This is a genomic window from Candidatus Poriferisodalis sp. (genome assembly GCF_965219595.1).
Classification (GTDB): domain Bacteria; phylum Actinomycetota; class Acidimicrobiia; order Acidimicrobiales; family Poriferisodalaceae; genus Poriferisodalis.
The window spans coordinates 569,429-586,199 of sequence record NZ_OZ244781.1 but is presented as its reverse complement, the minus strand read 5'-3'; the positions used below and the strand labels follow the sequence as shown (position 1 = coordinate 586,199).

Annotated in this window: 1 protein-coding gene (only partly in view); it reads left to right on the top strand. The window is 70.0% G+C overall.

Going from position 1 to position 16,771, the window contains the following annotated elements; all coding sequences use genetic code 11:
- Positions 1–349 precede the first annotated feature (349 nt).
- Positions 350–16,771, top strand: partial view of a Calx-beta domain-containing protein gene (locus ACOQPE_RS02340; protein ID WP_420610317.1) — the 5' portion only. It continues 44,181 nt past the right edge of the window; the window shows 16,422 of its 60,603 coding nt (coding positions 1–16,422); it begins with the start codon at positions 350–352; its stop codon lies off the right edge, out of view.

Here is a 16,771-nt window from a genome sequence, read left to right as displayed (position 1 = left end):
TTCCGAACATGAGCGCGCGGCACGAACGAAAGGGCTCACGCTGGGCAAGAGGCTTGGTATCTTGCTCTGCTTGTGACCCCGCCTGCGACCGGTCAGCCCGAGTTCGGAGCGCTTCGCTTTGCGCGGTGCCGCGCTGCAGTCTTCGGTGCCGCCGGCGGATGACCGTTCCGATATGACAGCCGAGCGGCGTTCGGGTGTCGTGACGGTGGTGCTTGGCGCTGATCTGCCCCATTTGCGGGGGGGGTCCTTGCGGCGCGCGCGTCGGCTAGGCGCTCGCCTCGTGCTGGCTGCTTCGGTCAGGCTTGCAACGCTGCTTGGCTCGACGGGTTCGGCGAGAGGTTCGGCCGCTGTGATCGACCGCAGCCGGCCGGGCAGCGCTGCTTGGCTGTTCGATCCCGACCGGACCCGCAACCCAGGCAGACGGCCGTGGCGGCGCGCGGCACGGCGGCATACAGCGGGTGCGTTGGCGGTGCTGCTGCTGGCCTCGCTGCTCGCGGTGGTGCCCTACGGCACGCACGAGGCCGAGGCTCAGACGCCGACCGCCGTCGACACCTCCAAGGTGCCGTACCTGCACCGCACGGTGATCGACGACGGCACCGAGCGCTACTTCGAGATCTCCAACCTGCCCGACGCCGACGAGTACCACCTGCGGGTCAAGCCGCTGGCCGACCCCTACACGGCCACCACGAGCGACATGAAGGTGACCGCCCGCGACCAGCGAGGGCGCGAGAAGACCGTGGCGCCCGGCGCCAGCATGCGGGTGTACCCCAACATCCGCAGCGGGCGCATCCAGTTCGAGGTGGCCGCCGGCACGATCACCACCACCACCTCCACGGTGCGGGGCCGCCAGGTCACCGAACAGGTGGTCAGCCGCGACGCGGACACCACCAGCGAGACGTTCGGCGTGCAGCTCTGCGTGGGCGGAACCACCTGCTCGGACGCGGCGGCGGTCGCCGACTGGACGGTCACCGTCAACGAGCAGCCCGCCGGCACCACCTGGCGCATCTCCTCCGTGGGCCAGAGCGTCACGGCGAACATCAACAGCGATGCGCTGCGGCTCATGGAGCGGACCCAGAACGGCGATGCCCGCGACCACCGCGACACCGTCACGCTGAACTTCGACCAGAGCGCGCGAGACGAGATCGCGAAGCTGGCCGACGCCGACGACTCCGAGGGCGTGGCGATCGTGGCCCGGGTGCACGAGCTGGTCAAGGTCAAGCCCGGCCCAACCACCGAGAAGAAATCGCCTGGGCAGTTCGGCCAGCTCATCGACCCGAACCGGCGCTCGATCGCTCACGGCGTCGGCAGCGATCCCGTCATTCACCATCCGGAGACGTCGGCGCAGTACCGAGAGGTGGCCCGGATCACCCGCCCGCTGCTGCGCTACGAGGACACCAACGGCAACGGCCGCACAGACGCGGGCGACGAGCCGGTCTACGGCGACATCCCTGCCAGCGTCACCTTCCAGATGGTCGCATTCGACAACGGCGTCGACAACGAGGGCGTGCTCACCGGCTCGTTCAACCTCGTCGCCTACGTGCTCAACGGCAACTACAAGGACAAGAGCCTCGACACGGATCCCACCGTTGCGACCGGCCTCAGCCTTGGCGGGGGCCAGGCCATCCCGATCAAGGTGTTCGGCGACGACGAGCCCACCGAGGTGACGCTGGGCCCCGCAGGCGCCGCCGACCACGAGGCCACCGAGGCCGACCCGAACGACACCGCCAAGTTCACGGTGACCCTGGCCCGGCCGCTCACCGCGGGCGAGCAGCTCACCGTGCCGCTGCGCTTCAGCGGCACCGAGACCCAGACCGACTCGAACGGCAACCCCGTCACGCACCACCTCGCGCTCGGCGAGAACTTCACCCTGGCCCTCGACGGCAGCCCTCAGGGTGTCGCCTACCGAGACTCCGCCGACGGCACCGAGGGCCGGCTCACCTTTACCGGCACCCAGACCGACAAGTCGGCCGCCGAGGCCACGCTCATCGTGACGGCGCTGGCCGACGCCGACCGGATCACCAACCGGCTGGAGGTGTCGATACCGGAGCGCTCCGATGGCTGGCTGGCCCCCGGCGACCGCTTCGGGGGCACCCTCGGCGGCGGGGCGTGCGCCGGCGCAGGCTGCCCCGGCCACACCGTCGGCACCACGGAGCAGCGCAGCTACAACATCGACCTGCTCGAAGCGTCGCCCGGCATCACCCTGGCGGGCCGCAGCGGCGCGCTGCCCGCCGCCGTGCGCCTCGACGAGAACGGCGGCTCGGTCACCTACGGCGTGCGCCTCAACACCAAGCCGCTGTTCGACGTGACCGTCACCGTCACCAGCGGCGACACCAGCGCGGCCCGGGTCACCACCAGCGTCTCCACAGCCACCACCGTCACCGACGGCGTGGCGCTCGCTTTCACCCCCAGCAACTGGCAGACCGCCCAGGACGTCACCGTCACCGCGCAGAACACCAGCGTCGACGAGGCCGACCGCACCGCGGTCATCACCCACGGGGCCGACTCCGACCACAGCCACTATTTCAGGCTCTCCGGCCCCAGCCTCGCCGTCACCGCCGTCGACGACGAGTCCACCACCGTCACCCTCACCGGCGGCGGCGGCGCCGAGACCAGCCCCTCGCAGGTGATGACCGAGGGCGACCCGTCACGCGCCGACGTGCTCACGGTGAGCCTGTCGCGGCCGCTGGCCGACGGCGAGTGGGTGCGGGTGCCGCTGTATCTCGAATCGGAGGCCAACGGGGCGGTGGTGCAGACGGTGCGCGGCCCCCGCATCGGCGCCAACGTGGCCTTCCCGCCGCAGTACAACGACTTCGAGATGACCGCTGCCGAGACGGGCGTCACGGTGACCCACGTCGACCGGCGCACCCCTCCCCATACGGGCTTCCGCTACGTGGAGCTGCGCGGCCCCACCGCCGACAACGCCACCGCCACCGTCGAGCTGCGCACCCGGGCCGGCTTCGACGACGGCGAGGCGGCCGATGAGACGTTCTCGGTGGAGTTGGCCGACAATCTGACGCCGACAGTCATCGACGGAGTGCCGACCACTCCGCCGCCCGCCAGCAACCTCGGCGGCGGCGTCAAGGCCCGCGCCGACGCTGCCGCAACCGAGCACTGGTACGGCATCACCGACGACGACGATGCCGGGATCACTTCGGCGGCGGCCGGCATCGTGCCGCTGGACTGGCCGCTGCTGCCGGCTGGAGTGAAGCCCGGCGAGACCTTCCGGCTCATCTACGTGACCAAGGGCGCCACCGCCGGCACCAGCACCGAGGCGAGCTACTACGACAGCTTCGTCCGCAACGAGATCATCGCCGGGGCCACCAGCGACGGCGCCAGCCTCACCAGCGCGGTGGACGCCCTCAAGCCGTTCGCCTCGATGTTCCGGGCCATCGTCTCCACCGGCAAGACCGACAGCGACGGCAAGGTGACCGGCGACTTCGAAGAAAGAGGGATCAAGCTGGCGCCCGAGGCCGACGAGATCACCGACCACAAGCCCGGCCATGCGATCGACCATGCCCTGTTCCGCCAGCAAGAGAACCCGGACATCTTCGCCTATCCCGCGGATAGTGCTCTTCGTGAGATTTCTCAAGGCAGGACCCACGGCCAGATCTACTGGGTCGACGGCGACTGGATCTCCGTCAGCAACGCCAACCTGAGGGGCGCCTGGGCCAACGAGGACAAGCCCCGCTACGCCGACGGCACCGCCGCCACCGTCAACGCCGACGGCTACTGGACCGGCAGTTCATCGACAGGCAACGGCTGGAGCAAGCCCCATGCGTGTCTAGTCTTCGTCCCCAGGAATCACAAATCCGGCGACGGCACACTGACCCCGCTGCCCGGCGGCGGCCTCGACGGACGCGGCCTCATGGGCCAGTCGCAGCCCCGGGTGGGTTATCTCGACAAGGCAGGCGCCGACTACAACCCGCTCGGGCCCCGCGACACGGTCAACGGCGCGCCCAACGCGAACGGCAACGCCGACCCGACCGGTCACTGCGTCGGCGCCCGCGCCACCGAGAAGCTGCCGCTGTACGCGCTCTCGGGCCTGTTCACCGTGGAAGACGGCGTCTCGGTCGACTCGGCCGCCGCGGCCGAGGGTGGCAAGCTCACCTTCACAGTCACGCTGCCGACCGCAGCGCCCTCGGGCGGCATCACCGTCCCCTACTGGTTCAGCAACGGCCGCAGCGTCGTCGGCGACCCCACGCCCGCCATCGCCACCGGCAGCAGCGACGGCACCGGCGCCGACTACGCCAACGCCACCGGCAGCCTCAAGATCGCCCAGGGCGACACCACCGGCGCCATCACTGTGGCCACCACCCAGGACAGCGTCTACGAGAGCACGCAGTACTTCACGGTCACGCTCGGCACGCCGACCGGCACCGACGCACCGTCGCTGAATCCCGACAAGTCGTCGGCTGTCGGCGCCATCACCGACGACGACGATCTGCCCACCGTCCGTTTCGAGCAGGTTTCAGCCTCGATTCAGGAAGGCGACGCAGGCGAAGTCGCTGTCGTGGCGGAGTATCCGAATTCGGGTTCGACGCTGCTGCCGATCTCGGTCGGCTACCGCACAGAGGACCTCAACGCCAAAGCGGGAGAGCACTACATCGCTGCTGAGGGCGTGCTTCGTTTCGCCCCGGGCGTCACCAGGCAATTGATCCGGATTCAGAGCATCAAGGACGGCATCCCCACGCCGGGCAGCACGAGTGCAAGGATCCAATTGGAGCAGCCGGACAACGCCGCTATCGCAAGTCTGAGTACCGCAATCGTCGTCTTCATTGGCTCTGTCGAGGCCTCTGCCGGATTCGGGCTCGCCGGACCCCAGTCTCTCAGCGGGAGCGGCATCGAAGTGACCGAGGGCGAGTCGGTCACGCTCACCATGAACCTGAGCGATGCCCTTGCCGAAGACGTCACCATCCCCGTCCGGGTGAAGTCAGGCTCCACGACTGCCGCGGGCGGCGACTACACGCTCACCGCCTCCGACGGCACTGCACTCTCGAAGACCCAGGAGTTCAGCTTCACCATCCCCGCCGGGCAACTCAGCAGCGAATTCACGTTCGCAGCCGTGGCCGACGGCGTTGCCGAGGCTTTCGAGACGGTGGCCTTGGAGATCGTGGCTCACGAAGGAAGCGACGCCTTCATCAAGGGGATCGGCCGGGGGGGTGTTCGGCGCGGCGCCGGCAATCTCCCGGAGACGCTCACTGTCGACATCGTGGACCGCGGGGTGCCGATTCACGAGGTTCCCGCCGACTGGGCACTGCTGCCCGCGGGCCTGAACCCGGGCGATCGGTTCCGTCTGCTGATGTCCACCTCCACCACCACTGACGCCACACCGGGCGGCGCGTTCTACTACTACAACCATGTGATCAACGCTCTGAGAGGGCCGACTGCCCACAGCGACATTCGTGCCCATGCCGGCCAGTTCCGTGCCGTCGTCGCGGTCAACGAGAGCGGCTTCGGCAATGTGCGGGCCAACACCCGCACCCGACAGAGCGACCCGAGCGTGCCGATCTACTGGCTGGGCGGCTCGGGCGCCACGCACAAGGTGGCCGACGACACCGACGACTTCTACGACGGTACCTGGGACAGCGAAGCGGCCACCGACGAGAGCGGCGCCGCCAAGACGCTCTCCACCGCGTCGCAGAAAGCGCACTGGACTGGCATCCCCTTCGGCAGCGGCGCCTCCGCGGGCTATCGGCTCGGCGCGCGAGGGGCCGGCAAAGACAACGTGGCCTACGGCGCCCTGGGCGACAGCACCGTCGGCCCGCTCACCGGCAAGCGGGGTCCCGGCACGGCCGAGTACTCCATCTACGGACTGTCGCCGGTGTACACGGTGGCCTCCCCGGTGAAGATGAGCGTGGAGCGCACCCCCGCCGGCCCCGGCACGCTCACCGAGGGCACAGCCGCCACCGCCACGTTCACCATCACCGCCAGCCAGAACGCCGACAACGTCACCGTGAACTACACGGTGAGCGCCGCCGGCGACCTGCACGACCCCTCCGACACCGACCTCGGCGCCCACACCCACACCTTCACCGGCGGCGCCACCACCCACCAGGTGCAGATCGCCCTGGCGAGCGACACCGATGACGAGGCCGACGGCAGCCTCAGCCTCACGCTGGAACCCGGCCCCGGCTACAACGTCGACGGCGACAAGCCCGCCGCTGCCTTCACCCTGGTCGACGACGACACCACCGTGGTTCGCCTGGCTGCGCCGGTGGGCGCCTTCCGCGAGCAGGCAGCGGGCGGCGGCGTGATCGTCGATGTGGAGCTCGGTCGCCCGCTCGCCTCCGGCGAGAGCCTCGCCGTGCCGCTGGTGATCACCACCTCGACCGGTGCCCCGCTCAGCGGCGGCGCCCGGCTGTGGAAACTCACCGCCACCGGCAGGGGCACGTCGCTGACCAACGCTGACACCGCCACCCCGCTGCTCGCCTTCAGCGGCCCCAGCGCGGCCACGGCCCGGCTGCGGTTCGCCCCCCGCACCGGCACCGGCGACGCCGACACAGCCGACGAGCAGGTCAAGCTGGCCTTCGGCGACTTCAGCGATCCCGGCAGCGGTTTCAGCACCGACCTTCAAGGCGGCGCGGCGGCCTATACCGACGGCGACGACTCCTCCGACACCGCAGGCGAGGCGGCCGAGTTCACGCTGGGAGACGACGACGGCGGCGCGGCGCCGATAGCGGTGCGGTGGTTCGATGCCGGCGGGATCGTGCCGCTGCCTGCGCAGGCTGCGGTGGCCGAGGGCACGCGCCGCGGCGTGGTGGTGCGGCTGGCCGGCGGCCATGTCGGCCCGGTGAGCATCCCGCTCGATGTCGTGCCCGGCACCGCGGCGACCGCCGACTTCGGCCTTCCCGCCACGGTGGAGGTTCCCTTCGGCGAGTCTGAGGCCCGGTTCGAGTTCGTGGCGCGCGCCGATGCCGATCCCACCGAGCCCGACGAGACCGTCTCGGTCACCCTCTGCTCTGCTGCGACGTGCCCGCAGGGATATTCCGCAGGCGTCACCGCGCCGACCACTACGTTCACGATCACCCAGCCGTCGCAGCTGTTGGTGAAGGTGACCGGCGGCGGCAGCATCGACGGCACGGCCGCCAGCGGCAGCCACGCCAGCGTCTCAGTGGGCGTGGAGCTGAGCCGCCGCCTCGACGCCGGCGAGGTGCTCGAAGTGCCGTTGGTGCTCGCCACCGGCACCGGCACGGCCCTGTCGGGCCGCAGCGACCGCGATTTCTTCATCACTGCGTCGGGCACGGGGGTGAGCCTGGCCGGCGCGTTCACCGCGTCACCGGTGCTGCGTTTCGCCGGCCACGCCACCGCGCAGGTGCAGACCGCGCAGCTCGCGTTCAGCTCCACCGGGCGCGACGCGGGCGCCCAGGCCGTCGACGGCAGCGGCGGGGGAGACGGCGACGCCGCCCACGAGACCGTGACGGTGGCCTTGGGCGACCTGGCCGACACGAGCCTGGCCACCACCGCGGGCCTGAACCAGGCGCCGTTCAGCGACGGCGACCCCGCGACGGTCGACCCGGTGCGCACCCGGGTGCTGATCGTGGATGACGAGGCGCCCGCCGCCGCCGACGTCGGCGTGCTGATCTACAAGCCCGACAGCGACACCCCTCTCGCGCATGCCAGCGCGGCGGAGGGGATGCCGGTCGCCCTGCGGGTGGTGCTGGCCGACGGTGCCACCGGCCCGGCTCTCATCACCTTCGCGGTGAACAGCGGTGGCGCCAACACGGCTACGCAAGGCACCGACTACACGCTGCCCGAGCCGGTGTTCATCCCTTACGGGCACACGCAGGCGACCGTCGAGATACCGACGGTGGCCGACAGCGATTTCGAGGCCAATGAGGTCGCCACCATCGAGGTCTGCCCCGAGGCGACGTGCTCGCCGGGCTTCGGGTCGGCCGGCGTCGTCCTGCTGATCGTCGATGCCGGCCTGCGCGTCAACCTCGAAGGCCGCTACGGCGGCGGCGTCATCGCCGAGCACGCCTCTGCGGGAGTGCGCGCCGTGGAGCTGGCAGTGACCTTGGACAAGGCGAACTCGAGCCACACCCTGGCCGCCGGCCAGCGGGTGGACGTGCCTCTCGTGATCGCCCAGCACGGCGGCAGCGCCGGCGAGTTCACCGCAGCCGACATCGCGGTGTCGCTCAAGCCGGGCAACGGCCTCAACACCGGCGTCACGCTGGTGAACGCCGGCACGCTCACCCCCAAGGTGCGCTTCAGCGGCGCCGGCGCCGGCTCGGCGACGCTGCTGATCACCGCCGCCGACGACGGCGCCGACGAGGCGCTCGAGCAGTTCTCGGTTGCCTTCGGCGCCGACGGCCTGTTCCGGGCCGCGCCCGCGGCGGACTTCCCCGGCGGCGTCGGCGCCGGGGCCGCGTCGCACGAGGGCGGCATTCGCAACATGTCGCCGGCGCCGGTCAGCGTTGCGGTGATCAGCAGCGAGGACACCCCCACGGTGTCGGTGGCCTCTTCCGCCGCGCTGGTGGCCGAAGGCGACGCCGCCGGCTTCGACGTGTCGGCGGACAAGGCGGCGGGCGTCGGCCTTCCGGTGACGCTGGCCGTGTCGCAGACCGGCGGCTATGCGGCCGCATCAGACGTGGGCGCCAAGACGGCAGTGATCGCCGACGGCGCCACCGCCGCGGCCTTCTCGGTCGCCACTCAGGACGACGGAGCGGAGAACCCCGCGGGCAGCGTGACCGTGACGGTGGGCGACGGCCCCTACCTGATCGACTCCGCCGCGTCTGACGCGTCGGTCGCCGTGCAGCCCGCGCATCTCGCCCAGGTGCGGGTGAACCTGTCGCAGCTTGGCGACGACGGCAGCGGCAATGTGCTCGAGGGCGACCCCAGCGCGGCGGGCTTCAAGACGATCGCCGTGAGCCTCGGCCGGCCGCTCGTCGGCAACGAGAAGGTCACGGTGCCGCTGTCGTTCTCCGGCGCCGCCGCCGGCACCCACTACACGCTGGCGCTGCGCCCGCTGCGCCAGGCGGGGGTGAGGCTGCTCACCGGCGCGCCGCACAGCGCCCAGAACCCGGCGCTGGAGTTCACCGCCGGCAGCTCGGGCGCAATACTGCGCCTCACGCCGGTCGACGACGAGCGCCGCCACGCAGCCAATGTCTTCGTCGACTTCGGCGCCGGCAGCCTCGCGCCCAGCACCGAGAACATCCCCGGGGGCGTCGCTGTCCCCGACCACGAGACTCAGATCGAGTTCTCCATCATCGACGACGACAGCGGCCCGTTCGTGGTGCCCGCGGACTGGCCGCTGCTGCCTTCGGGGCTCAACGCCGGCGACGGCTTCCGGCTGCTGTTCGTCACCTCCGGCGTGCACCCCGCAATCCCGTCTGACATCGCCGGCTATGACACCTTCGTCCGCGACCAGGTGGAAGCCAATGGACACCCGAGCATCGTCCCCTATGTGAACGCCGTCAAGGTGTTCGCCGGCACCAAGCAATCGCCCACCTCCGCTGCCGGCACGGCGGCGCGAAGCCACAACGGCATGTGGGTCGGCCGGTGGAGAGACGGCTCGACGGCGGCGGGCGATCCCGGCATTCCGACCTACTGGCTGGGCGGCGTCAAGGCGGCCGACAACTACTTCGACCTGTGCGACGGAACGGCATTCGACAACCCGTTCGTGCCCGACGATCCCAACACCGCGGGCACCGACGAGCGGTTCAACCCCGTGCGCAGCGAGGACGGCGAGGTGCTCGACAAGGGCATCGTCTGGCTCGGCTCGCACAACTGCGCGCCGCATGCCCAAGCACTCGGCCAGTCGCAAGTTGCGGCAGGCAAGGCCGCCCAGGACGACGGCCCGTCGTTGAGTCGGCTGCTGGTTGCGCCCAGAGGCAACGCCTACCACTTCTACGCCATGTCGCCGGTGTTCCAGGTGGCCGACACCGCGCCGGTGTCGGTGACGGTCGCCGCGTCGGGCGGCGACGCCGGCGGCAATGTGGTGGAGGGCGCGGGCGACACCACCGGCTACAAGACGGTCACGGTCACCTTGGGCCGGCGGCTGGTGACCGGCGAGACGGTCACCGTGCCGCTCACCGTGACCGGCGGCACCGCCGGCGAGAACTTCACCTTCGCCCTCGAGCCGAACACCCAGCACGGCGTGCAGCTGTTCACCGGCGGCAGCCACAGCGCTCAGAACCCCGCGGTGCGCTTCAGCGGCAGCGGGGGCGCCCCGGCGTCGGCCACGCTGCGCTTCACGCCCATCGACGACGCCCGGCGCACCATGCCGAGCTACACGATCGCGGTGGGCGCCGGCGCCCGCGCCCCGAGCCACACCAACATCGCCGCCGGGCTCGCCGCCGCCACCGGCGGCCCGTTCGCCTTCACCGCGGTCGACGACGAGACCGGCCCGTTCACGGTGCCCGCCGACTGGCCGCTGCTGCCCTCAGGCGTCGCCGCGGGCGACACCTTCCGGCTGGTGTTCGTCACGTCGCAGACTCGCGACGCAGTGCCCGACGACATCGCCGTCTACGACGATTTCGTGCAGGGCGTGGTGTCGGGCAACGGCCACGCCGCGATCAAGCCCTATGCGGGAGCGGTGAAGGTGGTGGGCGGCACCAAGACTGCACAAGGCGGCGCCGGGGTGACGGCACGCGAGCACCTCGGCATGTACACCGAGCCGAGCGGACCGTGGAGCGACGGCTCGACGAAGCACACTGATCCTGGCATCCCCGTCTATTGGCTGGGCGGCGACGACAAGGTGGCCGACAACTACGTCGACTTCTGCGACGGCAGTTGGGACGTCCGTTGGACCTCGGGCCGTAACCCGCTCAAGCAGGAGGACGGCGCTCGCAGCACCGCTACCCACATCCGCACCGGCACCAACAGATGCGACCCGGAGCCGCACAGCCTCGTCGGCGAAACCCCGGTGGTCGGCGCCGGCGCCCGGGCCGGGGGACCGCTGTGGGACGGAGATTCCGCTCTGTACAACCACTCGATCTCCTATCCCTTCTACGCCATGTCGCCGGTGTTCCTGGTGGAAGGCGCCCCGGTGAGGGTCACGCTGTCGGCCGGCGACGGCACCGCCGACGGGGTGGTGGAGGCCGCCGGCGACTCCACCGGCTACAAGACCGTCACCGTGGAGCTGGGCCGGTCGCTGCTGGCCGGCGAGACGGCCACGGTGCCGCTCAGCGTTCAGGGCGCCACCGTCACCGACGATTTCACCTTCGCCCTCGAGCCGTCCGCCCAGGCCGGGGTGAAGCTGCTCACCGCCAACCCCCACAGCGCCCAGAACCCTGCCGTGCAGCTCACCGGCGGCGCCCGCCGCGCCACGCTGCGCTTCACCCCGGTCGACAACAACGACCGCACCCAGCCCTACATCGTGATCGGCTATGGCACCGGCGCTCGCGCCCCGGCCGCCGTCAACATCGCCGCCGGGCTGGCTCCGAGGGGCGACGTGGCGTTCGTGATGCACGACGACGAGGTGGGCCCCTTCGTGGTGCCGGCCAACTGGGCGCTCAAGCCGGCGTCGGGCGTGCAGAACCTAGACGACTTCCGGCTGATGTTCCGCACCTCCGCTCAGCGCGACGCCACCTCGCGCGACATCGCCGATTACGACGACTTCGTGCGCCGCAGCATCGTGCAGGGCGGCCACGCCGCCGTCAAGCCCTACGCGGGGGCGTTCAAGGCGTTCGCCTCCACCCGCAGCGACACGGGCGCCACGGGCACCTCGGCGCGGGTCCACAACGAGATGACCTCCGAGCACACCGGCCACAACCCCGCTTACGTGGACGGCTCGGGCACCGACGCCGACAAGTCGGGCACCCCCACCTACTGGCTGAACGGCGATCTGCTGGCCAACAACTACCGCGACCTGTGCGACAACGCCTGGACCGGATCGGGCACCGGGGTGCGAGACGGGTTCGACCGGGCCGACCCGCGCAGTGAGGACGGAACCCCGAACGTGCCCCCCGGAAACATCACGGCGCGCCTGTACGAGCCGTGGACGGGGTCGGGCAACTACTGCGAGGCGTTCAACCGCCCGCTGGGCGGTGCCACGGTGTCGCGGGGCGGCTACGGCGGCGGCCGCCTGCTGCATGTGGATCCCCGGCCCAACACCCAGCAGCGCCCCCTGCTGGGCTACTCGCCGGTGTTCCATGTGAGCCAGTCCCAGGCGCTGCAGGTGTCCATCACCGCCGCGGGCGGCAACAGCGACGGCGACGTGGTGGAGGGCGCCGACGGTGCCAGCGGCTACAAGACGCTCACCGTCGCATTGAGCCGCGCCCTGTCGGCCAACGAGGCGATCACCGTCCCGTTCAAGGTCACCGGCGGCACGGCGGGCGCCGACCACCTGGTGGCGCTGAACCCTGCCGGCCAGAAGGGCGTGGAGCTGCTCACCAGCGGCAGCTACAGCGCCCAGAACCCGGCAGTGCGCTTCACCGAGGGCGCCTTCGTTGCCACCGTGCGCTTCACGCACGTGGACAACGACTCCCGTGGCACGCCGTATGTCGCCATCGCAATGCAGACCCTCGTCCACAACATCCCCAACGGCGTCGCTGCTCCCACCGGGCAGAAGCAGGGCTTCGCCATCATCGACGACGAGGCCGACCCCTTCGTGGTGCCCAACGGCTGGCCGCTCATTCCCGTCGGCCTCGACCCCGGCGACAAGTTCCGGCTGCTGTTCATCACCTCCGAGACCGGCACGGCGCAGGCTCGGGGGGTCGCCCACTACAACGCCATCGTGCGCAGCGTCGCCGCCCGCAAGGGGCACGCTGCGGTGAAGCCCTATGCCGGTGCGTTCACGGTGTTCGCGTCGGTGCGCAACGAAGCCGGCAACGGCAACGTCCACGCCCGCGACATCGCCGACATGCGCAACGGAAACGCCTGGGCTGACGGATCGACCAGCTCCAATCTGAACGGCATACCGATCTACTGGCTTGGCGGCAAGAAGGTGGCCGACGGCTATCTGGACTTCTGCGACGACTCGTGGGACGGCGGCCACAGCGAGCGTCAGGTCTCGATGAAGAACGAGGCAGGCAATCAGACCGGGCCCAACTTCATCTGGAGCGGGACCCGCGACCACGCAACCGCAGTCGGCCAGCAATGCACCGCCCATGTCTCGGGCGCCAGCCACCAAACCTTGGGCGGCGGGAATTATGTGACAGCCGCCCCCGGAAGGCACCAGAGCGAGCCGCCACTGCAGGGCGGGGCGCCGGTAAGAAGCAGCACCTATCCCTATTTCGCCATGTCGCCGGTGTTCGAGGTGGGGGAGGCCGCCGACATCGAGGTGCCCAGCGACTGGGCGCTCATCCCCTCAGGGCTCAGCGCAGGCGACCAGTTCCGGCTGCTGTTCGCCACGTCCACGACTGGCCAGGCAACAGCCCAGAGCGTGAGCCACTACAACACCGTGATCCAGGACTTGGTGGCCGGCAACGGGCACAGCGCGGTGAAGCCCTACGCCGACGCGTTCAGGATCTTCGCCTCGGTGTACGACGCAGGCGCCGGGGCCAACGTGGACGCGCGTGACATCACCGGTCTGTGGGACGGCTCGAAGTGGGCCGACGGCTCCACCAGCGCATCGAGCGACGGCATCCCGATCTATTGGCTGGGCGGTTCGGGCAGCAACCACAAAGTGGCCGACAACTACATCGACTTCTGCGACGACAGCTGGGACACCAACTGGTCGACCACCAGCAACCCCTTGAGGCATGAGAACGGTCAGCCGGTGGGCAGTCGCGCGCTTGTTTGGACCGGAACCCAGACCAATCAAAGCGACAACGCCAAGAGATGTGTGAGCCATTTGGATTTTGTCTTGGGCGGCGTTTCTTCGGACGAGACTGTGACCGTTGCCCGCCTCGCCAATGCTGCCCAGGGAAACGGAAGACTCTTCATTGCCCGCCGTTCCAGGACGCACAACTATCCCTACTACGGCCTGTCGGGGGTGTTCACGGTGGGGCCGAAGCCGGGGGCTATATCGGCTTCGGGCGGCGACTCCGACGGCAACATCCGCGAGGGCAGCAACGGCGCCGACGGATACAGGACGATCACGGTCCCGGCCGGCCGCGAGCTCACCGGCAGCCAGACCTTCACGGTGCCGCTCGAGGTGCTCGGCGCAACTGCCGACGTCGACTACACGCTGCGGCTGCATCCGGCGACCCAGCCAGGCGTGCGCCTGCTCACCGCGGGCGCCTACACCGCCCAGAACCCCGCGGTGGTGATGAGCGCCGGCGCCTCGGCCGCCACCCTGCGACTCACGGCCGTCGACAACGACGACCGCACCCAGCCCTACGTGCAGATCGGCGTGAAGGGCGCGCCGTCTTTCTGGGACGGCACATCGCTCAAGCTGCTCGGCAGAATCAATGCCAAGATCGGCACGGTCATCGTCGACGACGAGACCGGCGACATCGAGGTGCCCGCCGACTGGCCGCTCAAGCCCTCGGCCGTCACCAACGGCAACGATTTCCGGCTCTTCTACATGACCACCGACCTGACCGATGCCCGCAACGACGACATCGCCTACTACGACGATTTCGTCCGCCGGGCCGCAGTGAGCGACGGGCATGCGGCGCTGCTGCCCTACCTCGGCTTCTTCAAGGCGTTCGCCTCGACCGTGCCGAGCGGTTCGGACACGGACGCGACCGTCCACAACGCGATGGGCACATCCCCTGGGTGGACCGACAGCTCGACCTCGGCCACCAGTGCGGGCACGCCGATCTATTGGAACAACGGCGCCAAGGTGGCCGACAACTACTTCGACTTCTGCGACGGCGACAAGTGGGACAACACCGGCCAGACCGGTGCAGGTCCATCCGACGTTCGCGGCAGCACCAACCACTACCGCAACGAGGCCGGAACGCCGAACGGCGGCGGCGACGTGTGGACCGGAACCCAGTCTGACTGCACTCGCTTCAACTCTGTCAGCGGCTTCATCTGGGCACTCGGCGACGGCGGCAGGGCCATCGCCGATCACGCTTTCGGCCAAGGCGGGAGTACTTGCGGCGACAACCGCGGCAAGCCGGGCCGTGCGCTTGATTGCGGACTCAAGGGCGTCGGTGGCCGCTACCACATGTACGCCATGTCGCCGGTGTTCAAGGCGGCGAGCGGCAAGCAGCCCGTCCGCATCACCGTGGTCGCCTCCGACGGCGACGCCGACGGGAATGTGGTGGAGGGCGCCAACCCGCTTGCCGCTTCGGGCCGCAAGACCATCACCTTGGAGTTCGACCCGCCGCTGGGCAGCGGCCCGGCCTTCCACATCTCCATGGACATCGTGGTCGACGGGGTCGACGCCGACGACTACACGCTGAAACTGCGAAGCGCCCCCAGAGCCGGCCTCACCCCCACTTACCACACCAACGCCAACGAGCGGCTGAAGTCGCTGGAGATTCTGGCGAATACATCGGTCTCGTCGCTCGAGCTGCGCTTCGAGCCCGCCGACAACGACGAGCGATCGCAGCCCTATGTGGTGATATCGGTCGACAACGTCAGACAGACCCCGTCGGACCGAAGCAGCGAGGTGAACGGCAGCGCCGCCTTCGCGGTCATCGACGACGAGACCGGCCCGGTGGCGGTGCCGCCCGACTGGCCGCTGAAACCGTCGGACCTGGCGCTCGGCGACGACTTCCGGCTGTTCCTTCGCACCACTGCAACCCGCGACGCCGCCTCGGGCGACATCGCCGACTACGACGCGTTCGTGCGCCGCACCATCGCCGCCAACGGCCATGCCGCCGTCAAGCCCTACGCCGGCTTCTTCAAGGTGTTCGGCGGCACCCGCCACCGCGACGGCGCCACCGGCACCAGCGCCAGGGTCCACAACGAGATGGCATCGGCTCACACCGGGCCGCTCCACAGCGGGCCGTGGACTGACGGCTCCTCTCAGTCCACCGTGGGAAGCACCGCCGTCGGCACGCCGATCTACTGGCTGAACGGTCACCGGCTCGCCAACAACTACTACGACATGTGCGACCTCAATTGGAGCAGGGTGCACAGCGGCGCCACCACCGGCTGGGCCGTCGATGATCCCCGCAGCGAGGACGGCACCCGCAACGTCCCCGATCCGGCACCCACGACAGAGAGCGGCAAGCAGCCCTATGGGGCGTGGACGGGCTCGGGCAATCGGTGTGAGGCCTACCAGAACCCGTTGGGCGGCAACACGGTGTCGGCCGGACGGCCATGGGGCGACCTTGCGTTCTCGCTGTTGCACCAGTCGAGGCCCGAGGCCAACTCCCAGCAACGGCCGCTCTACGGCATGTCGCCGGTGTTCGTCACCTACAAGCCGGTGAAGGTCACCATCGGCGCGTCGGGGGGCAACAACGACGGCGACGTGGTGGAGGGCGACGGCGGAAACGCCGGCCGCAAAGTCGTCACGATCACGCTCGACCGCAAGCTCACCGGCGCCGAGACGGTCACCGTGCCGCTGTCGGTGCACGGCGCCACTGTGGGCGACGATTTCGCCTTCGGGCTCGCGCCGGGCGCCGCGGGCGTGACGCTGCTCACCAGCGGTGTGCACAGCCCGCAGAACCCGGCGGTGCGCTTCGCCGTCGGCGCCCATCTGGCCACGCTGCATTTCGTCCCGGTGGACAACGACTGGGCCAGTCTGCCCTACGTCGTGATCGACCCCGGCGTCGGCGCCCGGGCGCCGAGCTCGTCCGATGTGAACGGCGGGCTCGACCTCTCCGGGGTGAAGCTGGTGGAGTTCAGCATCGTCGACGACGAGACGTGGGACGGCGTGGTGCCCGACGGCTGGTCGCTGACGCCGGGCGATCTGGCCGCGGGCGACGACTTCCGCCTGTTCCTGCGCACCACCGCCACCGGCGACGCCGCCTCGGGCGACATCGCC